20 protein-coding genes are annotated in these 21,304 nt (G+C 71.7%); 10 read left to right on the forward strand and 10 right to left on the reverse strand.

Features of this window, described 5'->3' with window-relative positions; all coding sequences use genetic code 11:
• Nucleotides 1–27: 27 nt before the first annotated feature.
• From ptsP to MKK54_RS09290, 4 genes are all read left to right on the forward strand, one after another.
• Nucleotides 28–2,292, forward strand: a complete 2,265-nt coding sequence (gene ptsP / locus MKK54_RS09275) for a phosphoenolpyruvate--protein phosphotransferase (RefSeq protein WP_244010512.1) — start codon at nucleotides 28–30, stop codon at nucleotides 2,290–2,292.
• Between the two features lie 101 nt (nucleotides 2,293–2,393).
• Nucleotides 2,394–3,479 carry a peptide chain release factor 1 gene (gene prfA, locus MKK54_RS09280; RefSeq protein ID WP_244010513.1) on the forward strand — a complete coding sequence of 362 codons (1,086 nt, stop codon included), beginning with the start codon at nucleotides 2,394–2,396 and terminating at the stop codon, nucleotides 3,477–3,479.
• A 29-nt stretch (nucleotides 3,480–3,508) separates the two neighbouring features.
• Nucleotides 3,509–4,375, forward strand: coding sequence for a peptide chain release factor N(5)-glutamine methyltransferase (gene prmC / locus MKK54_RS09285; protein ID WP_244010514.1), 867 nt, complete (start codon nucleotides 3,509–3,511; stop codon nucleotides 4,373–4,375).
• Between the two features lie 468 nt (nucleotides 4,376–4,843).
• Nucleotides 4,844–6,058, forward strand: coding sequence for a DUF4167 domain-containing protein (locus MKK54_RS09290; protein WP_244010515.1), 1,215 nt, complete (start codon nucleotides 4,844–4,846; stop codon nucleotides 6,056–6,058).
• 138 nt (nucleotides 6,059–6,196) lie between these two features.
• Here the strand turns inward: MKK54_RS09290 and MKK54_RS09295 are convergent, their stop codons facing one another.
• Complete coding sequence (locus MKK54_RS09295) at nucleotides 6,197–6,934, reverse strand: hypothetical protein (protein WP_244010516.1); 738 nt, start codon at nucleotides 6,932–6,934, stop codon at nucleotides 6,197–6,199.
• A 109-nt stretch (nucleotides 6,935–7,043) separates the two neighbouring features.
• Here MKK54_RS09295 and MKK54_RS09300 point away from each other — a divergent pair, with 109 nt between their 5' ends.
• The 3 genes from MKK54_RS09300 to MKK54_RS09310 all read left to right on the forward strand — a co-directional run bounded on the left by MKK54_RS09300 (nucleotide 7,044) and on the right by MKK54_RS09310 (nucleotide 8,595).
• Entirely contained in the window at nucleotides 7,044–7,208 is a 165-nt protein-coding gene (locus MKK54_RS09300; RefSeq protein WP_238276442.1) for a YqaE/Pmp3 family membrane protein, read from the forward strand.
• Between the two features lie 66 nt (nucleotides 7,209–7,274).
• On the forward strand, nucleotides 7,275–7,880 hold the full coding sequence (locus MKK54_RS09305; RefSeq protein WP_244010517.1) for a sulfite oxidase-like oxidoreductase: 606 nt from the start codon (nucleotides 7,275–7,277) through the stop codon (nucleotides 7,878–7,880).
• Nucleotides 7,873–8,595: an FAD-binding oxidoreductase gene (locus MKK54_RS09310; RefSeq protein WP_244010518.1), complete on the forward strand. Its 723-nt coding sequence runs from the start codon at nucleotides 7,873–7,875 to the stop codon at nucleotides 8,593–8,595. The genes MKK54_RS09305 and MKK54_RS09310 overlap by 8 nt, the downstream gene beginning before the upstream one ends.
• On the opposite strand, the gene MKK54_RS09315 is transcribed toward MKK54_RS09310, so the two are convergent.
• Nucleotides 8,596–9,681: an NAD(P)/FAD-dependent oxidoreductase gene (locus MKK54_RS09315; protein ID WP_244010519.1), complete on the reverse strand. Its 1,086-nt coding sequence runs from the start codon at nucleotides 9,679–9,681 to the stop codon at nucleotides 8,596–8,598. It lies immediately after the preceding gene.
• Nucleotides 9,681–10,802, reverse strand: coding sequence for a calcium:proton antiporter (locus MKK54_RS09320; RefSeq protein WP_244010520.1), 1,122 nt, complete (start codon nucleotides 10,800–10,802; stop codon nucleotides 9,681–9,683). The genes MKK54_RS09315 and MKK54_RS09320 overlap by 1 nt, the downstream gene beginning before the upstream one ends.
• 318 nt (nucleotides 10,803–11,120) lie before the next feature.
• Between MKK54_RS09320 and MKK54_RS09325 the strand changes: the two genes are divergently transcribed.
• The gene (locus MKK54_RS09325) at nucleotides 11,121–12,836 is read left to right on the forward strand and encodes a DEAD/DEAH box helicase (protein ID WP_244010535.1); all 1,716 of its coding nucleotides are present in this window, start codon (nucleotides 11,121–11,123) and stop codon (nucleotides 12,834–12,836) included.
• Between the two features lie 63 nt (nucleotides 12,837–12,899).
• Here MKK54_RS09325 and MKK54_RS09330 read toward each other — a convergent pair whose 3' ends face one another.
• Both MKK54_RS09330 and MKK54_RS09335 read right to left on the reverse strand, forming a co-directional pair.
• On the reverse strand, nucleotides 12,900–13,808 hold the full coding sequence (locus MKK54_RS09330; RefSeq protein WP_244010521.1) for a hypothetical protein: 909 nt from the start codon (nucleotides 13,806–13,808) through the stop codon (nucleotides 12,900–12,902).
• 234 nt (nucleotides 13,809–14,042) lie between these two features.
• Entirely contained in the window at nucleotides 14,043–14,966 is a 924-nt protein-coding gene (locus MKK54_RS09335; RefSeq protein WP_244010522.1) for a DUF6925 family protein, read from the reverse strand.
• A gap of 101 nt (nucleotides 14,967–15,067) precedes the next feature.
• Between MKK54_RS09335 and MKK54_RS09340 the strand changes: the two genes are divergently transcribed.
• A complete protein-coding gene (locus MKK54_RS09340) occupies nucleotides 15,068–16,576 on the forward strand; it encodes an ATP-binding protein (protein WP_244010523.1) in 1,509 nt (502 codons plus the stop codon).
• Nucleotides 16,573–17,247: a response regulator gene (locus tag MKK54_RS09345; RefSeq protein WP_244010524.1), complete on the forward strand. Its 675-nt coding sequence runs from the start codon at nucleotides 16,573–16,575 to the stop codon at nucleotides 17,245–17,247. Before MKK54_RS09340 ends, MKK54_RS09345 begins: the two co-directional genes overlap by 4 nt.
• Nucleotides 17,248–17,251: 4 nt before the next feature.
• Here the strand turns inward: MKK54_RS09345 and MKK54_RS09350 are convergent, their stop codons facing one another.
• The 5 genes from MKK54_RS09350 to tsaD all read right to left on the reverse strand — a co-directional run bounded on the left by MKK54_RS09350 (nucleotide 17,252) and on the right by tsaD (nucleotide 21,241).
• Entirely contained in the window at nucleotides 17,252–17,668 is a 417-nt protein-coding gene (locus MKK54_RS09350; RefSeq protein WP_244010525.1) for an EVE domain-containing protein, read from the reverse strand.
• Between the two features lie 175 nt (nucleotides 17,669–17,843).
• Nucleotides 17,844–18,308 (reverse strand): opioid growth factor receptor-related protein, encoded by a 465-nt coding sequence (locus tag MKK54_RS09355; RefSeq protein WP_244010526.1) that lies wholly within the window; start codon nucleotides 18,306–18,308, stop codon nucleotides 17,844–17,846.
• Complete coding sequence (locus tag MKK54_RS09360) at nucleotides 18,305–19,312, reverse strand: NAD(P)H-dependent glycerol-3-phosphate dehydrogenase (RefSeq protein ID WP_244010527.1); 1,008 nt, start codon at nucleotides 19,310–19,312, stop codon at nucleotides 18,305–18,307. Before MKK54_RS09360 ends, MKK54_RS09355 begins: the two co-directional genes overlap by 4 nt.
• Complete coding sequence (locus MKK54_RS09365) at nucleotides 19,309–20,205, reverse strand: GNAT family N-acetyltransferase (RefSeq protein ID WP_244010528.1); 897 nt, start codon at nucleotides 20,203–20,205, stop codon at nucleotides 19,309–19,311. The genes MKK54_RS09360 and MKK54_RS09365 overlap by 4 nt, the downstream gene beginning before the upstream one ends.
• Nucleotides 20,198–21,241: a tRNA (adenosine(37)-N6)-threonylcarbamoyltransferase complex transferase subunit TsaD gene (tsaD, locus tag MKK54_RS09370; RefSeq protein ID WP_244010529.1), complete on the reverse strand. Its 1,044-nt coding sequence runs from the start codon at nucleotides 21,239–21,241 to the stop codon at nucleotides 20,198–20,200. The genes MKK54_RS09365 and tsaD overlap by 8 nt, the downstream gene beginning before the upstream one ends.
• Between the last annotated feature and the right edge of the window lie 63 nt (nucleotides 21,242–21,304).

Raw genomic sequence — 21,304 nt, forward strand, 5'->3', positions numbered from 1 at the left:
CCGAGGCCGAAGCCGGATCGAGAGACCATGCCCGCTGCGCCCGGAGGCCCGCGCCTGCTACTGCGCCGCCTCCGCGAAGCGATGGCGGAGCCGGTCAGTCCACAGGCACGTCTCGACCGCATCGTCACGCTGATCGCCGCCAACGTGATCGCGGAGGTGTGCTCGGTCTATGTGCTCAGCGATGACAACATCCTCGAATTGTTTGCAACCGAGGGTCTGAACCGCGAGGCCGTCCACCTGACACGGCTGCGCGCCGACGAGGGCCTCGTCGGCCTCATCGCCAAGACCGCCGAGCCGCTCTCGCTCTCGGACGCCCAGTCGCACCCGTCCTTCTCCTACCGCCCGGAGACGGGCGAGGAGGCCTACCACGCGTTCCTGGGCGTGCCGCTCCTGCGCGCCGGCAACACGCTCGGTGTGCTCGTCGTCCAGAACAAGACCTACCGGGTCTATTCCGAGGAGGAGATCGAGGCGCTCCAGACCACCGCCATGGTGCTCTCGGAGATGATCGCCTCGGGCGAGTTGCAGGCCCTGGCGCCCGGCGCCGGCTCGGCGGCGCGCCGGGCCGTGAGCCAGCGCGGCGTGGCCCTGGCCGACGGCATCGGCCTCGGACACGTGGTGCTGCACGAGCCGCGCATCGTGGTGAAGCAGCTCATCGCCGAGAACGTCGACCGCGAGGTCGAACGCCTGGAACTCGCCATCGGCGAGGTGCGCTCGGCCATCGACGACCTCGTGGAGCGCGGCGACAGCATCGGCACCGGCGAATCGCGCGAGGTGCTGGAGACCGTGCGCATGTTCGCGCACGACAAGGGCTGGTTGCGCCGGATGCGCGAGGCCGTGCATTCCGGCCTCACGGCGGAGGCCGCCGTCGAGCGCGTCCAGTCGGACAACCGCGCCCGGATGATGCGCCAGAGCGATCCCTACCTGCGCGACCGGCTGCACGACCTCGACGACCTCGCCAACCGGCTCCTGCGCACGCTCATCGGCGCCGAGGGCAACGGCGCCCAGCGCGTGCTGCCCGAGAACGCGATCCTCGTCGCACGCTCGATGGGCCCGGCGGCGCTGCTCGACTACGACCGCACGGCCCTGCGCGGCGTCGTGCTGGAGGAAGGCGGCCCGACCAGCCACATCGCCATCGTGGCGAGGGCGCTCGGCATCCCGGCGGTGGGCGAGATCGCCAACGCCACGGCTTTGTGCGACGCGGGCGACGCCATCATCGTCGATGGCGCCACCGGCGAGATCCAGGTCCGGCCCGGCCCGGAGATCGAGGCGGCCTATGCCGAGATGGTGCGCCTGCGCGCCCGCCGGCAGGAACAGTACCGCGCCCTGCGGGAGGTGCCGGCCGTCACCCTCGACGGCACGGCGATCGGCCTGCAATTGAATGCGGGCCTCCTCATCGACCTCAGCCACCTGCACGAGACGGGGGCGGACGGCATCGGGCTGTTCCGCACCGAGCTTCAGTTCATGGTCGCCCAGCGCATGCCCTCGGCGGCCGAGCAGCAGACGCTCTACGAGGCCGTCTTCGCCGCGACCGGCGACCTGCCGGTGACCATCCGTACCCTCGACATCGGCGGCGACAAGATCCTGCCCTACATGCCGGCCCTCGAAGAGGAGAACCCGGCGCTCGGCTGGCGCGCGATCCGCATCGGCCTCGACCGGCCGGCCCTGCTGCGGGTGCAGCTGCGCGCCCTCCTGAAGGCCTCGGGCGGGCGGCCGCTCAAGATCATGTTCCCGATGGTGGCCACGGTCGACGAGTTCACGCGCGCCAAGGCCATCGTCGAGCGCGAGAAGGCGCACCTGCGCCGGCACGGCCACGCCCTGCCGAGCGACTGCAAGCTCGGCGTCATGGTCGAGGTGCCCTCGCTGCTGTTCCAGATCGACGAGATCGCCCGGGCCGCCGACTTCCTGTCGGTGGGCTCGAACGACCTCATGCAGTTCCTGTTCGCGGTGGACCGCGAGAACCGCCGGGTGGCCGATCGCTTCGACACCCTCAGCGTTCCCGCCCTGCGCGCGTTTCGCGTCATCGCCGAGCGCGCCGCCGCCGCCGGCTGCCCGGCCACCGTCTGCGGCGAGATCGGCGGGCGCCCCCTGGAGGCGATGGCGCTGATCGGCCTCGGCTTCCGCCAACTCTCGATGTCGCCGGCCGCCATCGGCCCGGTGAAGGCGATGGTGCTCGGCCTCGATGTGGGCGCCGTGGCGGCGATGATCGAGTCCGAGATGGAGCGCGCCGGGGACGCCGCCTCCCTTCGCCCGGCCCTGGCGGCCTTCGCGAAGACGCACGGCGTGCCTATCTAGGCACGGCGTGCCTTGATCCAAACGGGTCGTGCCGCGACCCCGTCGTCGGCTCGCATCGCGACCCGACGAGCCCTTGTTCTGATGAGAGTTTTCGACGGGCGATGACCCCAATCCCAGCCGAGCGTCTCGACGCGATCCTCACGCGCCACGACATCGTCACCGCCACGCTGAGCGCCGGCTCGGCGGATTCGGACACGTTCGTGCAGCTCTCCCGCGAGCTCTCGGAACTCGAGGGCGTCGTCGCGGCGATCCACGCCTACCGGGCCGCCGCGCGGAATCTCGCGGACATCGAGGCGCTGATCGACGAGCCGGGCAGCGATTCGGAGATGCGGGCCCTGGCGGCCGACGAGAAGCCGGAGGCCGAGGCCGGGCTGGAGGCGGCGCACCGCGCGCTTCAGCTCATCCTGCTCCCGAAGGATTCGGCGGATGAGAAGAGCGCCATCCTGGAAATCCGGGCCGGCACCGGCGGCGACGAGGCGGCTCTCTTCGCCGGCGACCTGTTCCGGATGTACGGCAAGTACGCCGATGCCAAGGGCTGGAAGGTCGAGGTCATCTCCGAGAGCGAGGGCACCGTCGGCGGCTATCGCGAGGTCGTCGCCGAGGTGAAGGGCAAGGGCGTGTTCGCGCGCCTGAAGTTCGAGAGCGGCGCGCACCGGGTCCAGCGGGTGCCAGACACGGAGACGCAGGGGCGCATCCACACCTCCGCGGCCACGGTCGCGGTGCTGCCCGAGGCGGAGGAGGTCGACATCGTCATCAACGATGCCGACCTGAAGATCGACACGATGCGCTCGCAGGGCGCGGGCGGCCAGCACGTCAACAAGACGGAATCGGCGATCCGCATCACCCACATGCCGAGCGGCATCGTGATCTTCGTCCAGGAGGAGCGCTCGCAGCACAAGAACCGCGCCCGCGCGATGTCGCTGCTGCGCTCCAAGCTCTACGACGCCGAGCGCAGCGCCAAGGACGCGGCGCGGGCCGCCGACCGCAAGTCGCAGGTCGGCTCCGGCGATCGCTCGGAGCGCATCCGCACCTACAATTTCCCGCAGGCCCGCGTCACCGACCACCGCATCAACCTGACCCTCTACAAGCTGGAGGAGGTTCTGGCGGGGGTGGCGCTCGACGAGCTGGTCGACGCGCTGGTGACCGAGCACCAGGCGGAGCTCCTCGCCGCCGAGGGCATGGCCTGAATGCGGGCGCGTGCCCCCGAGACGCGGTGATGCGATTCGATCCGGCGCTGAGCCGCCGCAATGCCCTCCGGCACATGACCGACGCCCTGGCCGCGCGCGGGATCGCGGACAACGACGCGCGCTTCCTCGTCCTCGACGTGCTGGGCCTGACGACCACCGAGCTGATCCTGCACGGGGCCGCCCCCCTCGGCGAGGCCGGCGCGCGCCGCCTTGGCGCGGCCCTGAAGCGGCGGCTCGCGGGCGAACCGGTGGCGCGGATCGTCGGCACCTGGGAGTTCTGGGGCCTGCCCTTCGGGCTGGCGCCCGAGACCCTGGTGCCGCGCGCCGACACCGAGACCCTGGTCGAGGCCGCCCTCGGGTCGCACCCGGACCGGCGGCGCCCCTTACGGATCCTCGATCTCGGCACGGGCTCGGGATGCATCTTGGTGGCGCTGCTGAGCGAGCTTCCGAACGGTTTCGGCATCGGCGTCGACCGCTCGCGGGCGGCCCTGGTGCAGGCGCGGGCCAATGCCGTGCGCAACGGCGTCGGCGAGCGGGCCGCCTTCGTGAGCGCCGACTGGACCTCCGGCCTGTCGGGCAGTTTCGACCTCGTGGTCTCCAATCCGCCCTACATCGCCAGCGCGACGATCGACGGGCTCGCCGTCGAGGTCCGCGCGCACGACCCCGCCGCCGCCCTCGACGGCGGCCCCGACGGCCTCGACGCGTATCGAAACATCCTCCGGGATCTGACCCAGGGCACGGCGCGGCTCGCGGCCGGCGGAACGCTGGCCTTCGAAGTCGGGTACGATCAGGCCGAGACCGTCCGCCGACTCGGCGCCGAGGCCGGGTTCGGGGACGGGTGGATCGTCCACGATCTGGCGGGCCATGCCCGCGTGGTCGGTTTTCGGCCCGATTGAGCGGGAATCGATCGACGGACGGCCGGACTGGACAAAAAACCTGCCTTCGGACCCGGGCGTCGCGCAAAAAGGGCTTGTTGCTGTCTCAGTGAGACGCTAGTCTCCATGGCAGATCGCGAACGATCCATCATCCTGGATCGCGGTAGGGTTGTCGGTGGCGCAAAGCCGCGACGGTCTTAGACGGTCTCCCCACGATCAGGCTGGCGCGCGCGGGACGATGCGCAGGAGCTTGATCAACTTCGTGCCTGAAAACCGATGGACGCCTGGACGCACAGCGCGCGCCTCGGTCGAAGGACAGACGGCAAGCACGGCGAAAGCGATCACGGATAGACCGGACCCGGATCACGCGGCGCCACCGACGAGCCAGAGCAGGGCGTCGTCGCGATCGCCGGGAACCGCCGCTTCATCAGACGCTCCGAGACGAACGAGGGTCAATCGAGACCGATGAGACCAAATCAGAATAGACGGATGCGCGGTCGCAACCGCCCCAAGGGTCCCAATCCGCTCACGCGTTCCTACGAATCCAACGGTCCGGACGTCAAGATTCGCGGCACCGCCCAACATATCGCCGACAAGTATGCCCAACTCGCCCGCGACGCGCAGGCGAGTGGCGACCCTGTGGCCGCAGAGAACTACTTCCAGCACGGCGAGCATTATTTCCGGATCATCTCCGGCGCGCAGGAACAGACCCGCCAGCAGGTCGGCGGCTACGCCCGTGGCTTCGACGATGCCGATGACGACGGCGACGATGACGGCCAGAACGCGCCGCAGGGTTACGCGGCCTCCGGCTACGGCGCGAACGGCTACAACGACGATTACACGGACCCGGGCCAGCAGCCCCAGCCGCAACCCTACGAGGGACGGCAGGAGTCACGGCAAGACTCTCGGCAGGATGCCCGACAGGATTCCGGACCGGACGGCAATCGCCAGAACCGCCGCGACCGCTTCGCCAACCGAACCGACCGTCCCCAGCGCTTCGACAACCAGCGCGATGGCAACCGGCAGGACGGTAACAGGCAGGACGGCAATCGCCCCGACTACAATCGGCGCGACGACGCGAACCGCCAGGACTTCAATCGGCAGGACGCGAACCGGAACGACTCGAACCGGAACGAAGCGCCGCGCCAGGATTACGGCCGTTCGGACTTCAATCGGCAGGATTCGAGCAGACAAGATTCGAACAGGCAGGACGTGAGCCGGTCCGAGGCGCCGCGTCAGGATTACGGCCGTCAGGACCAGCCGAGGCAGGACCAGCCGCGCCAGGACTTCGCGCGCTCGAACCCGCCGCGCAACGAGGCACCGCGCTATGGCAACGGCCGCACCGAGCCGTCACCGAACGAGCCCGTGCGTCCGGACACGGCCGCCCCCGACACGGCACGACAGGATGCGCCGCGTCCGGCGCGCACCGGTGACGCCGCGCCCCGGCGCAGCCGTCGTCGTGAGGAGGATCTGCGCGGGACCGAGGATGTCGCCGCCCTGCCGGCCTTCCTGATGACGCCCCCGCGTCCGGTTCCGGTGGCCGAGCGCGCGCCGGACGCCGCGCCCGAGCCGGATACGGCGCGGGCCGCGCCGACCGACGACGAGGCGACGCCGCTGGCACCGAAGCCCCGTCGCCGCCGCCGGGCCCGGTTCGAGGGCTCGGAGGCGCCGGACGGAACCGACGCTCCGTCCCAGACCGAATAAGAGTGCCTCACAAAACTCCCGACCACCGCCGGCCCTCATTCCGGGCACGGCGGCGCAGCGGGAGTTTTGTGAAAGACACTAAGCACCGGCCTTCGCGCCATTTGGAAAGCCGCCCCGATCCAGGGCGGCTTTTCGCGTTCAGGGCCCGCGCCAATCGAGGAAGGCCTGGACCCGATGCTGCTGGCGCAGGTGGCGCGCGGCCTCGCCGAACGGCGCGAGGTCCCAGATCCAGGTCCGGTCGGGCGTCCCGAGACCGATGCCGTGCAGGAGGTCGATGCGGTCCGTCACCCGCCCGTCCCGATCCTGCTCGACCTGCTCCACATCCGTCAGGAGGCAGACCCGCGCGGCGAGGCGGGCGAGCCCGTCGAGGTGCCCCGCGACGATGCGCGCGCCGAGGTCGGGCGGCACGAAGCCGGGCCTGTCGAGGGGCAGGATGGGCAATTGCGAGAGCACGTTCGCCGAGACCACGAAGTCCACGTCCGACGAGCCGCAGAGCGCGGCGAGCGAATCGGCGCCGTCGCGTCCCGGTATCAGGTCGGCGGTGACGAGCGTCACGTTGGGATAGGCCCGCGCCTGCCGACGCGCCGGCCAGAGATGGACCGCGTCCACGAGGCGAACCGCGTCGAACCGGGCGGCGAGATGCGCCAGCGGCACGTCCTGCAGGAGGCCGGACCCCAGCACCACCGCGACCCGGCGGCGCTCCAATCCGGCGCAGGCGGCGATCACGGCGGCGCGCGACTCCGCCAGATGTCCGGCCCAGGCCGCGCGGCAGCGCCGGGAGCGCGACAGCAGCAGCACGCTCTCGCGCAGGTAGCCGCGCCGCCGATGCGCCCATGGTATCGGCGTCGTCAGGAGATGCAGCACTTCGACGAGCATCGGACAACCGGGTCAAAAGGGGCGCGGCCGGGAACCCGGAGGCGCGGATACCGTTGCGCTTGGGCCCTTGCGCGCGCGAACCCGCGCCCGCAATCTTTCCGGAGCGACCGTGTCGAACCTCGTCCGTATCCTACTCGCGATCTTTCTCCCACCGGTCGCGGTCCTCATGACCAACGGCATCGGTCTGCAATTCCTGCTCAACATCCTGCTGACGATCTTCTTCGTGCTGCCGGGCACCATCCATGCCCTCTGGCTCGTGCTGCGCGAACGCTGAGAGGATGATAGCCTGTCCGGCGCTCTCGTCGTCTGAGGACGGGAGCGGCAGGGGCACGAGGGCAGGATGAGTACACGAGGCTTCACGGGACGGCGGCCGCCGGAGGCGACGCGGGAGCGCCTGCCGCCGGGGCAGTACCTGACCGAGGACTTTCCCGTGCTTCAGATCGGCCCCAACCCCCGGATCGATCCGGCGACCTGGTCGTTCACCCTGCGCGAGGGCTCCCGGCCGCTGAAGTCCTGGAACTGGGACGCGTTCAACGCCCTGCCGCGCACGCGCTGGGGCGGCGACATCCACTGCGTCACCAAGTGGTCGAAGTTCGACACCGCCTGGGAAGGCGTGAGCTTCGACGATCTGCTGGCGGATGCGGGCCTTCAGGCGCCGACCGAATTCCTGCTCGCGGAAGGCTACGACGACTACACCACCAACGTCCCGGTGGCGGATCTCACCGGCGGCAAGGGCATGGTGGCGACGCATTACGATGGCGCGCCGATCCCGCCGGATCACGGCGGACCAGCCCGGCTCCTCGTGCCGCACCTGTACTTCTGGAAGAGCGCCAAGTGGGTGAAGGGCCTTCGTTTCACGAAACGCGACGAGGGCGGCTTCTGGGAGATGCGCGGCTATCACATGTACGGCGATCCCTGGCGCGAGCAGCGCTTCACCGGTGATTGAGCCGGCCGCGCGCGCCCTCCCCTGGCTCGACGCCACCCTGGTGGGCATCGTCCCCGCCAGCGCCCGGGTGAAGAGCTACCGCTTCCGGGTCGCCTTCGACCGGCCGATGCGGGCCGGCCAGCACGTGGACGTGCGCCTCACCGCACCGGACGGCTATCAGGCCCAGCGCAGCTACTCCATCGCCTCGGCGCCCGGCCATGACGGAACCATCGAGTTGATGATCGAGGGCTTGGCCGGCGGCGAGGTCTCGGGCTTCTTCGCGACCACGGCGGAGGTCGGCGACACGATCGAGATGCGGGGCCCGATCGGGGGCGCCTTCGTCTGGGGTCCGGAGGATGGCGGCCCGTTGCTGCTCGTCGGGGGCGGCTCCGGCGTGGTGCCGTTGCTGTCGATGCTGCGCCACCGGGCGGCCGTGGCGCCGGAGGTGCCCGCCCTCCTCCTCTACTCCGCGCGCGACGCGGACGAGGCCATCGCGGCCGAGGAGCTGGCCACTCGCGCGCGGGACGAGCCCGGGTTGGACCTGATGCTGAACCTCACCCGCGCCGGCGGGCGGCGCATCGACGCCGCGCTGATCGGCGAAGCCCTCGACCGCCTGGGCGCGCCGCGCCACGCCTATCTCTGCGGGGCCAATCCCTTCGTCGGCACGGTCTCGGACCTGCTGCTCGAGGCCGGGCTCGACCCGGCCACCATCCGCACCGAGCGCTTCGGCGGCTGATCAGGCGGGGAGCCGGTCCGCCACCGTCTCGGCCAGGGACAGGCTCGAGGTCAGGCCCGGACTCTCGATGCCGTAGAGATGGACGAGGCCCGGCAGCCCGTGCTCGTTCGGGCCCTCGATCCGGAAATCCGCGGCCGCCTCGCCGGGGCCGGTGAGCTTCGGGCGGATGCCTGCGTAATCCGGCGTCAGGGCATCGTCGGGCAGACCCGGCCAGTAGCGCCGGATCGCCTGCGCGAAGATCGCCGCGCGGGCGGGATCGACGCGGTAATCGAGGTCGTCGACCCACTCGACATCGGGGCCGAAGCGCATGCGGCCGGCGAGATCGAGGGTGAGGTGGATGCCGAGCCCTCCCTCGACGGGCGCCGGATAGATCAGCCGCGAGAAGGCGGGGCGCCCGGTGCAGCCGAAATAGCTGCCCTTGGCCAGCACCTGCCGGGGTATGCGCGTGGCCGGATAGTCCGCGATGCGGGCGGCCAGGGCCTGCGCGCCGAGGCCGGCGGCGTTCACCACCGCGTCGAAGGTGAGCACCTCGCCGTTCACCGAGACGTCCCACCCGGCCCCGCTCCGGGCGATCCCGTCCACGCGGCTACCGAGGGCGATGGCGCCGCCCGCATCCTCCAAATCGCCCTGGAGCGCCAGCATGAGGCCGTGGCTGTCGACGATGCCGGTGCCGGGCGCGTGCAGGGCCGCGACGCAGGCGAGGTTCGGCTCCAGAGCCCTGGCCTCGGACGCCTCGAGGAGCGCGAGACCCGGCACGCCGTTGGCCGCGCCGCGCGTCGCGATCGCCTCGATGGCGGCCCGTTCGGCCTCCGTCGTGGCGACGATGAGCTTGCCGCAGCGCCGGTGCGCGACGCCGTGGCTCTCGCAGAAGGCGTAGAGCATCGCCGCGCCGGCGACGCAGTGATGGGCGCGCAGCGACCCGGCCGGATAGTACATCCCACCATGGATCACCTCGGAGTTCCGGGCCGAGATCCCGGTCCCGATCGCGGTCTCGGCTTCGGCCACGACGACCGCGTGGCCGCGCCGCGCCAGGGCACGGGCCGTGGCGAGACCGACGATTCCGGCACCGACGACGAGGATATCCATCACGGGCTGAAGATGAGCACGAGATAGACGAAGAATACAACGAGGTGGACGGCCCCTTCCAGCACCGTGGTGCGCAGCCCCGAGAACGTCAGGGTGCTCAGGATCAGCGTGACGACGAGGAGCGTCATCTCGGTGGGCGCGAGGCCGAGCACCACGGTCTGGCCCGAGATCAGGCCCACCGCCAGGATCGCCGGCACGGTGAGGCCGATCGTCGAGGTGGCGGCGCCGAGGCAGAGGTTGATCGCCCGCTGCAACTCGTTGCGCGCCACCGCCTTCAGGGCGCTGATGCCCTCCGGCGTGAACACGATGGCGGCGATGAGTACGCCGCCGAGGGCGGTGGGCGCGCCAAGCGCCTCGATGCCGTGGTCGAGGATGGAGGCGAGGCTCTTCGACAGCAGCACGATCGGCAGGATGTTGGCGATGAGCAGGCCGACATGCGTCAGCACCGCGCGGGCGCCGACGCCGCCCTTCTCACCTTCGGGCGCCGCGTCGGGGACGTCGGCGTTGGAGCGGATCATCTGGCCGCCGTCATGGATGAAGAAGCTGCTGTGGCGGCCCGTCTGGATCATCAGGAAGATGCCGTAGAGCGAGACCGTGAAGATCGAGAACGCCACGGCCTGAAGTGTCGTCAGCGTGCCGCCGGTGGTCGAGGTGGTGAAGTTCGGGATGATCAGCGCGATGGTGGCGAGCGGGATGATCACCGACAGGAAGGCGGAGGTGCCCTGGAGGTTGTAGGATTGCTGGTGGTGGCGCAGGCCGCCGATGAGCAGGCCGAGCCCGACGATGCCGTTGAGGACGATCATCAGCACCGCGAACATCGTGTCGCGTCCCAGCGTCGGCACCGCCTTCGAGGACAGCATCACGGCCGAGACCAGGGCGACCTCGATGATGACGATGGCCAGCGTCAGCACCAGGGTGCCGAGCGGCTCGCCGAGCATGTGGGCGAGTTCCTCCGCCTCGTGCACGACCCCGAACGCCGCCCAGAGGATGACGGCGAACAGCCACAGGAACAGTCCGCTGGCCCAGAGCGGCGAATCGAGGCTTCCCAGCCAGGACGATCCGTAGACGGAGAAGGCGGCGACGCTGCCCCAGGCCACGACCAGACGTAGGAGTGCCGCCATCGTTCACCTCGGGTCTCGTGAGAAGGAGGTCCGTGTCCGGACGGAGTTCGAGCGGGATTCCCACCGGACGTTGAGGCCTAGATGGCACAGCGCGGGCCCGCGCACAGGCCGGACACGACTTTTCGCTGTGGGGCGTGCGCCGTCAGCGAAGGGCTCGCATGTGCGCACGGTCATGGCGCTGCGCGTCGGTTCCGGCTACAAGCACGCTCATCCGTAACCGTTCGAGGCCGGAATCACGTTGTTCGAGAGGGTTTCGCGCGTCGCGCGCCTCTCGCCGGCGGGTTTCTCGCCTGCTTGCCCGCTAAGGCTTCCGTCACAGTGCCCTTCCCGACCCTGCCGGCCCCGCTCGCACGAGCGCTGACCGCGCGCGACTACGAAGACCCGACGCCCGTCCAGAGCGCCGTCATCGAGGCGGCCGCGCAGGGGCGCGATCTCCTCGTCTCGGCCCAGACCGGCTCCGGCAAGACCGTGGCCTACGGTCTCGCCTTCGCCGAGACCCTCCTCGACGGCGCCGAGCGTTTCGGACCGGCCGGCGCGCCGCTGGCCCTCGTCATCGCCCCCACGCGCGAACTCGCGCTGCAGGTCGAACGGGAACTCGCCTGGCTCTATGCCGAGACCGGAGCGCGGGTGATCTCCTGCGTCGGCGGCATGGACCCGCGCCGCGAGAGCCGCCAGCTCAACGACGGCGCCCACATCGTCGTCGGCACGCCGGGGCGCCTGCGCGACCACCTGGAGCGGCGCAACCTCGCGACCCAGGATCTGCGCGCCGTCGTCCTCGACGAGGCCGACGAGATGCTCGACCTCGGCTTCCGCGACGACCTCGAATTCATCCTCTCGGTGACCCCGAAGGAGCGGCGCACGCTGCTGTTCTCCGCGACCCTGCCCAAGGCCATCGCGACCCTGGCCGAGCGCTACCAGAACGACGCGCTGCGCATCGCCGTGAAGGGCCAGGAGCGCGGCCACTCCGACATCACCTACAAGGCCATCCGCGTGGTGCCGCGCGAGTTGGAGCACGTGGTGGTCAACACCCTGCGCTTCATGGATGCGCCGACCGCGATCATCTTCTGCAACACCCGCAACGCGGTGCGCCACCTCCAGGCGGTGCTGACCGAGCGCGGCTTCTCGGCCGTGGCGCTCTCGGGCGAACTCGGTCAGGGCGAGCGCAACGCCGCCCTCCAGGCCCTGCGCGACGGGCGGGCCAAGGTCTGCGTGGCCACCGACGTCGCCGCGCGCGGCATCGATCTCCCCACCGTCAGCCTCGTCATCCACGCCGACCTGCCGCACGACGCCGAGGTGCTTCAGCACCGCTCCGGCCGCACCGGCCGCGCCGGCCGCAAGGGCACCAGCCTCCTGCTGATCCCGGCCTCGAAGCGGCGCCGCGCCGAGCAGATGCTGATGATCGCCAAGGTCTCGTTCGAGTGGGCCGGCCCGCCCACCGCCGACGAGATCCGCCGCCTCGACGGCGAGCGCATGTGGCAGGACCCGATCTTCACCGAGGAGCCGGCGGAGGAAGACGTCGCCATGGCCGAGACCCTGATGGCGCAGCGCACGCCCCAGGAACTCGCCGCCGCGCTCGCCCGCATCTACCGCTCGCGCCTGCCCGCGCCGGAAGACGTCACCGATCCGGGTGCCGGCCCGGAGCGCAAGACGCGCCCCGTCTACGACCCCGCCGACATGGACCGGATCGACGCCCAGGGACCGGCCGTGTGGTTCCGGCTCAACCTCGGCCGGCGCGACAACGCCGACCCGCGCCGCCTGCTGCCGATGCTGACCCGGCGCGGCAATATCGGCCGCCAGGAAATCGGCGCGATCCGCATCTTCGACCGCGAGACCAAGTTCGAGGTGCGCGGCGGCGCGGCCTCGCGCTTCGCCCAGACCTTCGCCAAGAACGGCTCGCCCGAGATCCAGGTCGAGCCCATCCTCGACGGGGAGCCGGTGCACGAGGAGAAGGGACCGAAGGGCTTCAAGAGCCCGCGCGGCGTCCGGCACGAGCGCGAGATCGCCAAGAAGCCGCGCACCAGCCGCGTCAAGTAGGCCGGACGACGCCGAGTAGGCGGACGACACATCCGGCGGGGCGCCTTGCGGGGCGCCCCCGGATCAGAAGCTGTCGGGGAGGTTCTTCACGGCGTTGCCGAGCGCCTCGACGCCTTCCGCGAGCCTGCGTCCGGCGGGCGCCAGCGACGGCACCTTGATGCCGAACACCTCCGTCTGTTCCGCCTCGGCCGCCTGCGGCTCCGGCGCGGTGGCGGACACGACCTTCGTGCCGGCAGCCTTCGCGACGACGGGCTTGGCGACGACGGGCTTGGCGGGCGCCGTTGCGGCGACGGCCTTCCGCTTCGGCGCCTCGCGCTCGGGCGGCAGCGCCGTGAAGGTGGCGTTGGTGGCGCGCGACCGGGTCGTCTCGGCCGGCGACGGCGCGACGAGCGCCGCCGTGCGGGCGGCCGGCACCAGCGAGGCCGGGCGCGCCGGAGGCAGGATCGCGGCATTCTCGATCGGCGGCAGGCGCGCCGGCTTCGGCGCGGGCTCGACCCGCTTCTCCGGCACCGCCGCCGTGGCGGCCATGGGTGTGGGCAGGGGTGCGGCCGCCGGGATCACGGCCGGCGCGATCGTGGCGACCTGCGTCGCGGGCGCCTTCGCCACCGCGACGGGGGGCCGGAACTGACCCGGCATCGCCTCGGTGACGAGCTTGGCTTCCGGAATGGCCTTGGTTTCCAGACTGGGCTTGGTTTCTAGGCTGGGTTTGGCGGGCGCCAGGGCCGGAACGCCGTCCCGCAGATCGGGCCATTCGGACGCGGTCCGCGTGATGGTCGCGGTCCGGATCGAGGCCCGGGCGATCTGCGGTCCGGCGAGGCCACCGAGCATCGACGAGGCCACGGCGGCAAAGCCCGCGAGGCCGAGAACGCCGAGGCCCGACAGGAGGATCAGGCGAAGATTCGCGCGCGACGGACGCGGAGCCGGCATCACCGCGCGCCGGGTCTCGGAGGGGTCGATCGTCACGGGCATCATGGCAAGGTCATCTCGGCTACGGGCATCCTGACTTGAGAGATCGCGACCGCTCGACTTGACCGTTGCCAGCCGATCACGCTGCCCCGTCCGGCACCTGACGCACGGCGCCACCCGAAGGTCGGCGCCCGCGTGTAACGAAAAAGGCTCCGCAATAGGGCACGAAGATGTCCTCACCCGCACCGGACGATCATCGCGGGCCGAGGCCTGCGACGAATCTGAATAAGCTCCACAGGTTTAACGAGGCGTATCGTTCCTCGACTTGGCGTCCGCCTGTTCCCGCACCACGCGCGCCACGCCGCGCGTCCGCCGCGTCGCCGCGCGGGCATCCAGCGGTTCGCCGGCGGCGAGGCGGGTCTTGAGGGCGACGAGATCCGGGTCGCCCCACCGGGCGAGGATCGCCTGAAAGGCGGCGTGGCGCTCCGCGTCGAACGGTCGGGGATTCCGCGCGGCATCCCGGCAGGGATGGGCCGGGTGAAGGGTCGCGACAGGGACGAGCCCTGGGGGGATCGGCGCCGTCGCCGCATGGGTCCGCCGGAGCGTCAGCAGGCGCGGCAGGACGAACCCGCGCGGGGCGGGCGGGCTGGCCTGCGATCCGGCGAAGACCTCGACGCGCCCGAGCGGGGTCGTCACCACGAGGTCGACGGCTCGGCTCGCGATGAGGTCGAGGATCGGGCTGCCGCCCTCGAAGGCAGGGCGGCCGAGGCGGTCGCGTAAACCGGCGAGAAGGACCGGATCGCCGGTGCGCAGTCCGACGCGGCCCTGCGGCAGATCGAGGCCGAGGTCGAACAGGTTATCCCCAGAATTCTCGACCCGGATCGCGCCGTGATCGGCCCCCGTCTCCGTGACCACGCCCGCCCCCGGAAACGGACACGCCGCGCGCGGCAGGCACAGGGCCACGGCGTGGCTCCACCCGCCCGTGAAGGCCGTCTCGTAGGCGATCGGCACGGCCGCGCCGGCAGCGAGGGCGATCCCGCCCCGTGCGGTCTCCAGACCGGTCCGCCCCGCTTCGAATCGGCGCGCGGGCTCGTCGGCCGTGCGCCCGAATTCGGCGAGGGCCCCGAAGCCGCCGAGGCTCCAGGTCGCGTCCGGATCGGCGAGCGCCGCATCGATCAGCGCGCGGACGGCCTCCGTCGAACGGATGTCCGGCCCCCTATCCACGGGCATCGCGCGGGCCGGCGCACCGCCCCCTGTGCCATCGGCGACCACTTCGGCTAGAAGGAGCACGGCCCGATGCCGCCCACCCGCCCATTGAAGGCACGATGCCCCGAGACACAGCCTCGACGGCGCCCCGTTCCCGGGCGCCCCGACGTTCCTGGCGAACGTCGGCGATCCCCGTCCCCGACGCGCCGGGCGCGAAGCGCCGGGCCTGGTCGAACTGGTCGTCCTGGCCCACGCGCACGCGGATGATCGCCCTCGTCGTCGCCATCGATGTCCTGGCCGCGCTGGTGTCCTGTTCGGTGATCGTGCTGAACGCGCGTTCGGCCGTCGAGGTCGAGATGCAGGCGGCGATGACGAATGTCGAGCTTCTGGTCTCGGACACGATCGATCTCGCCCAGGCCGGGGCTCCGAGCGGCATCCTCCAGACCCTCAACCTGCGCATCCACGACCTTCGTCACGTCCGCGTCACGGTGCTGGACGCGTCGGGCGCCGTCGTCACCAGCGGCCTGGCCCGGATTCGGCGCGACCAGCACGCCGCGCCGGCCTGGTTCGCCGCGCTGATCGCCCCGCCGATCCGCGAGCACGATCTGCCGATCGTCGCGCGGGGACAGCGCATCGGCACGGCGCGCATCACGACTCAGCCGCGCGACGAGATCGACGAGGTCTGGGGCTACGCGGTCTCGCTCTCCCTGACGAGCCTGGGGCTCAGCCTGGGATTGCTGATCGCGCTCTACATCGCCTTCGGCCGGGTGCTGGCGCCGCTGACCCGCCTCGCCGACGGGCTCACGCAGCTGGAGCGGCAGGACTACACCGCGCGCCTCGAGCCGCCGGCCTCGCGCGAGCTCGCCATCATCGCCCGCCGCTTCAACAGCGTGGCCCAGGCCCTGTCCGAGACGCGCGCGGCGAATGGACGCCTGAACCGCCAGCTCCTCAGCGCGCAGGACGACGAGCGCCGCCGCACCGCCCTCGAACTCCACGACGAGTTCGGCCCCTGCCTGTTCGCGCTCGAGGCCAACGCCGCCTCGGTGATCCGGATCGCCGAGGCCGAGGCGGTGCCCGACCGCGAGCGCCTGAAGCTCCGGGCCCAGGAGATCGCCAGCATCGTCGGTCAGGTCCAGGTCCAGAACCGGGACCTGCTCAACCGCCTGCGGCCCCACGCCCTGGGCCAGGTGCCGCTGTCGGAATGCCTCGACCTGCTGCTGCGCGACTTCCGGCGGCGCCATGCGGGCACCCGCTTTGCCGGCACCTTCGAGGGGCTGGCGCGGGGCTACGGCGACGTCACCGACCTGACGGTGTTCCGCTGCATCCAGGAGAGCATGACCAACGCCGTGCGGCATGGCCGGGCCTCGAACGTCACGGTGCGGGCGCAGGAGGAATCCGATCCGGTCTCGCCGAGCGGGCGGGCGCTGCGGATCACCATCCGCGACGATGGCGGCGGCGTCGCGCCGGATCACGGCCTCGGGCTCGGACTCTCGGGGATGCGCGAGCGCGTGGAAGCGCTCGGCGGAAGCTTCGGACTTGACAACGGGCAGCCCGGCGCGGTTGTCCGGATCATGATCCCGCTCGACGGTGAGCAGGACGCGGACACGAGTACGATTCCAGGCGCATGAACGCGATCGCCCACACCACCGCGAGACACGCCGCCGAGGCGCCGGCCCTCGTCATCGACGATCACCCGATCGTGCTCCAGGGCTGCCGCCGGGTCCTCGAGGATGCCGGCATCGAGCGCATCGCCGAGGCCACCAGCGTGGTGGCGGGCTACCGCAAGTTCCTGCGCCTGCGCCCCGCGACGGTGATCTGCGACCTCACCTTCCAGAACACCGGCCTCGCCGGGCTGCACCTGATCCGGCGCATGCGAAGCGCGAACCCGGCCGCGCGCATCCTCGTGTTCAGCATGCACAACGATCCCGTGATCGTGTCGCGGGCCCTGGAAGCGGGCGCCCTCGGATACGTGCTCAAGGACCATGCGTCCGGGGAATTGTTCGAGGCCTTCGAGCGCGTGCGCGCCGGCCACCCCTATCTCGACCGCCGCCTCGCCACGGAAGTCGCGATGCTGCGCACCAATCCCAAGCGCACGCCCGAGACGCAGCTGACGCCGCGCGAACTCCAGATCCTGCAGCGTCTCGCCCAGGGCAAATCCTACGGCACCATCGCGAGCGACCTGTCGGTGAGCTACAAGACCGTCACCAACGCCTGCTCGCTGATGCGCCAGAAGCTCGGGGTGCGCACCCTCGCCGAGCTGATCCACGTGGCGGTGACGCAGGCGCAGCGGCAGAGCTGAGGCCTCAGCAGAGGCCCCCCATCGCACGGACGATCGCCCACTCGTCGTCGCTCACCGGCTGCACCGAGAGCCGGGAATTGTTGACGAGGATCATCGCGGCGAGGCGCGGCTCCGCCTTGATCGCCTCCAGGGTCACGGCGCGCGCCAGCGGCGCGACGGCCCGCAGATCCACCATGCCGAAGCGGCCGGTCGGGTCGGAATCATCCGGGTAGTAGGGCCGGATCACCTCCACGATGCCCACCACCGCCTTGCCCTCGTTCGAGTGGTAGAAGAAGCCCTGCTCGCCGACCTCCATCGCCATGAGGTGCTTCTTGGCGACGTGGTTGCGCACGCCGTTCCAGTGCGTGCCGGCCGGGCCGGCGGCCACCTGCTGGTCCCAGGACCAGGTCGAGGGCTCGGACTTGTAGAGCCAGTGGGCCATGCGCTTCTCCGACGGACGGAGGGCTCTCTAGCACCCGGGAAGCGTGGCCGTCAGCACCCGGAAGCGTGGCCGTCCTGGCAAATCCCATCGCTCCCTCCGGGATGGCGGAGCTGGGCTTCGCTCGGGCGCCGCGCGGGCCTGCCGCGACGAGGTCCGGTTCGATCGCGCCGTCGTATCAGGGCCCGCGCAGGGCCGATTCCCAGTAGCGCAGGCTCGTCGCGTTGACCGGGCCGCCCGCCTTGGCGTTGCGCGCCGTGACGAAGGCGTGGAACTCGGCCGCCGCCTCGGACCCGAGGAGGTCGGTCAGGGCCGAGAGGATGCGGGTGATGCGCAGGTGGTTGTGGTCGTGGGCGCGCAACCAGCCCTCGGTTTCGGCATAGAACCGCGTCATCCGTCCGAGCGCCGCGCGCAGGCCCGAGAGCGCGGCGGGGTCCGCCCGGATCGCCTCGGCCTCGGCGCGCGACAGGACCGGCGCGCCCGGCACCACGAAGCTCGCCTCGTGCAGGGGAAAGCACCATTGGATGAAATCGTGCACGCCCTCGATATGCGCGTCGTCGAAGGCGAGGATCTGCTTCAGGTCGCGTCCGGCGCCGTTGGGGCCCCTGCCGGCGAGGAAGGCATGGATGGGAAAGAGACTCATTCGGCTTCCCCCCGCAGCGGCCGCGCCAGCAGGGCCGCGATGACGGCATCGACGCTGGCCTGGCCCGAGACGATGGCCGCCACCGCCTCGGCCACCGGCATCTCGACGCCCCTGGCGCGGGCGAGGTCCACCAGGGCGGCCGCCGTGAAGGCCCCCTCCGCGAGCTTGCCGCCGGACGCCTCGTCGGGCGAAGCGCCCGCCCCGAGCCTTTGGCCGAAGGCGAAATTGCGCGATTGCGGCGACGAGGCGGTGAGCACCAGATCGCCGAGGCCCGACAGCCCCATCAGGGTCTCGGGCCGGCCGCCATAGGCGCGGGCGAACCGCATGAGTTCGGCGAAGGCTCGGGCGATCAGGGCGGCCCGCGCGCTCTCGCCGAGGCCGCGCCCGGCGACGATGCCGGAGGCGATGGCGAGCACGTTCTTGCCGGCGCCGCCGATCTCGACGCCGCGCACGTCGTCGGTGTGGTAGACCCGCAGCGTCGGCCCCGAGAGGGTGGCGGCGAGCCGCGCGGCGAGGTCCGCGTCGGCGGCCGCGAGGGTCACGGCGGTGGGCAGGTTGCGGGCGACGTCCGCCGCGAAGCTCGGCCCGGACAGCACCGCCACGGGGGCGCCGGGACCCAGCCGCTCGGCCGCCACCTCGCTCATGAAGGCGTCGCTGCCGCGCTCGATGCCCTTGGCGCAGAGCACGATGGCCGCGCCCGGCTCGAAGGACGGGGCGAGATCGGCCAGAACGCTCCGCAGGGTCTGGGCCGGGACCACCATCAGGAGGGTGCCGGCCGCACCGAGGGCGTCGGCCCGCGCCGTCGCGGCGATGCGCGGATGGAGCGGCACGCCGGGCAGGTAGCGGGCATTCTCGCGCGACGCTTCCAGGCGCGCGGCAGCCTCGCCGTCGCGCAGCCACAGGATGACATCGTGGCCCGCCGCCGCCGCCGCGTTCGCCAGGGCCGTGCCCCAGGCGCCGCCGCCGACGACACCGATCCGCGCGCGCGTATCCAGGGTAGTCATGCGCCAGACCTCTCGGATTCGAACAGAGCCGCCGGAAGACGGTACAGGAGATGGGGGGCCAGGGCATGGTCCGGCGGCAGGGCCGGATGCCGGAAGCCGCCCGTTGCGCGCATGCCGAGCCGCTCCATGACCCGGCGCGAGGCCGCATTGCCCTCCGCCGTGAACGCCACGACCGCGTCGAGGCCGCAGCGGCCGAACAGGTCGGCGAGGGCGTGGCGGGCCGCGCGGGTGGCGATGCCGCGTCCCCAGGCCGAACGGGCGAGCCGCCAGCCGATCTCGACGGTCTCGCCCGGCCGCTCGCCCCCCGGAAAGGGCAGCACGCGCAGAACGCGGGCGCCGCCGACGAAGCCGACGAAACCCTGCCCCGGAACCTCGACGGCCCAGGGACCGAAGCCGTCGACGCGGAAACGCCGCGCGAGGGACCGCGCCTCGACGCGGCTCGCGGCCGCATCCTTCACGGCGGGGAAGTGGCGCATCACCGCCGGGTCGGCGTTCAGGGCCGCGAGGGCGACCTCGTCGCCGGGCCGCCAGCGCCGGAGGATCAGGTCGCCATCCCCCAGGCTGACCGGCGGGGCTGCGCGGGCGCCCCCCGGCCCGCGCGGCCTCCCTGGCGGCTTGTCGCGCAGGGCAAGGGAGCGCCGATTCAGCCAATCGAGGTCGGTCTGACCCGCCAGCACCGCCTCGCCGAGGGCCGTGGCCGCGCCGAGCTGGTCGAGGGGCATGTTCGCCCAGGCCGGCGCCCCGACGCTCTCGCGCCAGGGGCCGCCGCAGGTGTTGTCGAGGAGGATGCGCGCGAAGCAATGGTCGAGATGCACCGGCCAGTCCGGCCGCGCGGCCTCCGGCAGGCGCCGCTCCACGAGGTCGCGCCAGCGTCGTCGCTCCGGTTCAGGCAACCGCCTTCGGCTCCGCGAAGGGCCAGCGGGCACGGGCCGGGGCGGTGAGGTCGTCGACGAGGCCGAGGCGCAGGCGCTCGACGCCCGCCCAGGCGATCATCGCGCCGTTGTCGCCGCAGAGCGAGAGGGGGGGCGCCACGAAGGTGAGCCCGGCCTCGCCGGCCTGCGTGGTCAGCGCCCGCCGGATCGCGCCGTTGGCCGCGACGCCGCCCGCCGCCACCAGGGCGGTGGGATGCCCGGCCACGCCGGCGAAATCGCGCATGGCCACCCTCAGCCGGTCGACGATCACGTCGACCACCGCCGCCTGGAAGCTGGCGCAGAGATCGGCGACATCGGCCGTGGAGAGCGGCGCCAGCTTCTCGGCCTCGATCCGCAGCGCCGTCTTCAGGCCGGAGAGTGAGAAATTCGCCTCGCGCCGCCCCAGCATCGGGCGCGGCAGGGCGAAGCGCTCCGGGTCGCCCGTCTCGGCCATGCGCTCCACCTCCGGGCCGCCCGGGTAGCCGAGGCCGAGGAGCTTGGCGACCTTGTCGAAGGCCTCGCCGATGGCATCGTCGATGGTGGTGCCGAGGCGGACATAGTCGCCCACGCCCTTCACGGCCACGAGCTGGGTGTGGCCGCCGGAGGCGAGGAGGAGCAGGTAGGGAAATCCGATGCCGTCCGTCAGGCGGGCCGTGAGGGCGTGCGCCTCGAGATGGTTCACGGCGATGAGGGGCTTGCGCGCCACCAGGGACAGCGTCTTGGCGGTGACGAGGCCGATCAGCACCCCGCCGATGAGGCCCGGCCCCGCCGCCACCGCGATGCCGTCCACCTGGGCCAGGGTCAGGCCCGCGCCGCCGAGGGCCCGGTCGATGAGGCGGTCGAGCACCTCCACATGAGCGCGGGCGGCGATCTCGGGCACGACGCCGCCATAGGCCGCGTGCTCGGCGATCTGGCTCAGCACCTCGTTGGAGAGGATGCGCCCACGCCCGCCCTCGCCGGGCATGACCACGGCGGCGGCGGTCTCGTCACAGGTGGTTTCGATGCCGAGGACGTTCATGGACGGCGGATCATTCCGGGCTGCGGGCAGGACGATGTCGGACGGTCATCCGGGACCATCGTC

The organism is Methylobacterium sp. J-068 (assembly GCF_022829445.1).
Classification (GTDB): domain Bacteria; phylum Pseudomonadota; class Alphaproteobacteria; order Rhizobiales; family Beijerinckiaceae; genus Methylobacterium.

Coding starts and splice junctions, on each gene's coding strand:
- ptsP (WP_244010512.1), top strand. CDS start 28: ATGCCCGCTGCGCCCGGAGGCCCGCGCCTGCTACTGCGCCGCCTCCGC.
- prfA (WP_244010513.1), top strand. CDS start 2,394: ATGACCCCAATCCCAGCCGAGCGTCTCGACGCGATCCTCACGCGCCAC.
- prmC (WP_244010514.1), top strand. CDS start 3,509: ATGCGATTCGATCCGGCGCTGAGCCGCCGCAATGCCCTCCGGCACATG.
- MKK54_RS09290 (WP_244010515.1), top strand. CDS start 4,844: ATGCGCGGTCGCAACCGCCCCAAGGGTCCCAATCCGCTCACGCGTTCC.
- MKK54_RS09295 (WP_244010516.1), bottom strand. CDS start 6,934: ATGCTCGTCGAAGTGCTGCATCTCCTGACGACGCCGATACCATGGGCG.
- MKK54_RS09305 (WP_244010517.1), top strand. CDS start 7,275: ATGAGTACACGAGGCTTCACGGGACGGCGGCCGCCGGAGGCGACGCGG.
- MKK54_RS09315 (WP_244010519.1), bottom strand. CDS start 9,681: ATGGATATCCTCGTCGTCGGTGCCGGAATCGTCGGTCTCGCCACGGCC.
- MKK54_RS09320 (WP_244010520.1), bottom strand. CDS start 10,802: ATGGCGGCACTCCTACGTCTGGTCGTGGCCTGGGGCAGCGTCGCCGCC.
- MKK54_RS09330 (WP_244010521.1), bottom strand. CDS start 13,808: ATGATGCCCGTGACGATCGACCCCTCCGAGACCCGGCGCGCGGTGATG.
- MKK54_RS09340 (WP_244010523.1), top strand. CDS start 15,068: ATGCCCCGAGACACAGCCTCGACGGCGCCCCGTTCCCGGGCGCCCCGA.
- MKK54_RS09345 (WP_244010524.1), top strand. CDS start 16,573: ATGAACGCGATCGCCCACACCACCGCGAGACACGCCGCCGAGGCGCCG.
- MKK54_RS09350 (WP_244010525.1), bottom strand. CDS start 17,668: ATGGCCCACTGGCTCTACAAGTCCGAGCCCTCGACCTGGTCCTGGGAC.
- MKK54_RS09355 (WP_244010526.1), bottom strand. CDS start 18,308: ATGAGTCTCTTTCCCATCCATGCCTTCCTCGCCGGCAGGGGCCCCAAC.
- MKK54_RS09360 (WP_244010527.1), bottom strand. CDS start 19,312: ATGACTACCCTGGATACGCGCGCGCGGATCGGTGTCGTCGGCGGCGGC.
- tsaD (WP_244010529.1), bottom strand. CDS start 21,241: ATGAACGTCCTCGGCATCGAAACCACCTGTGACGAGACCGCCGCCGCC.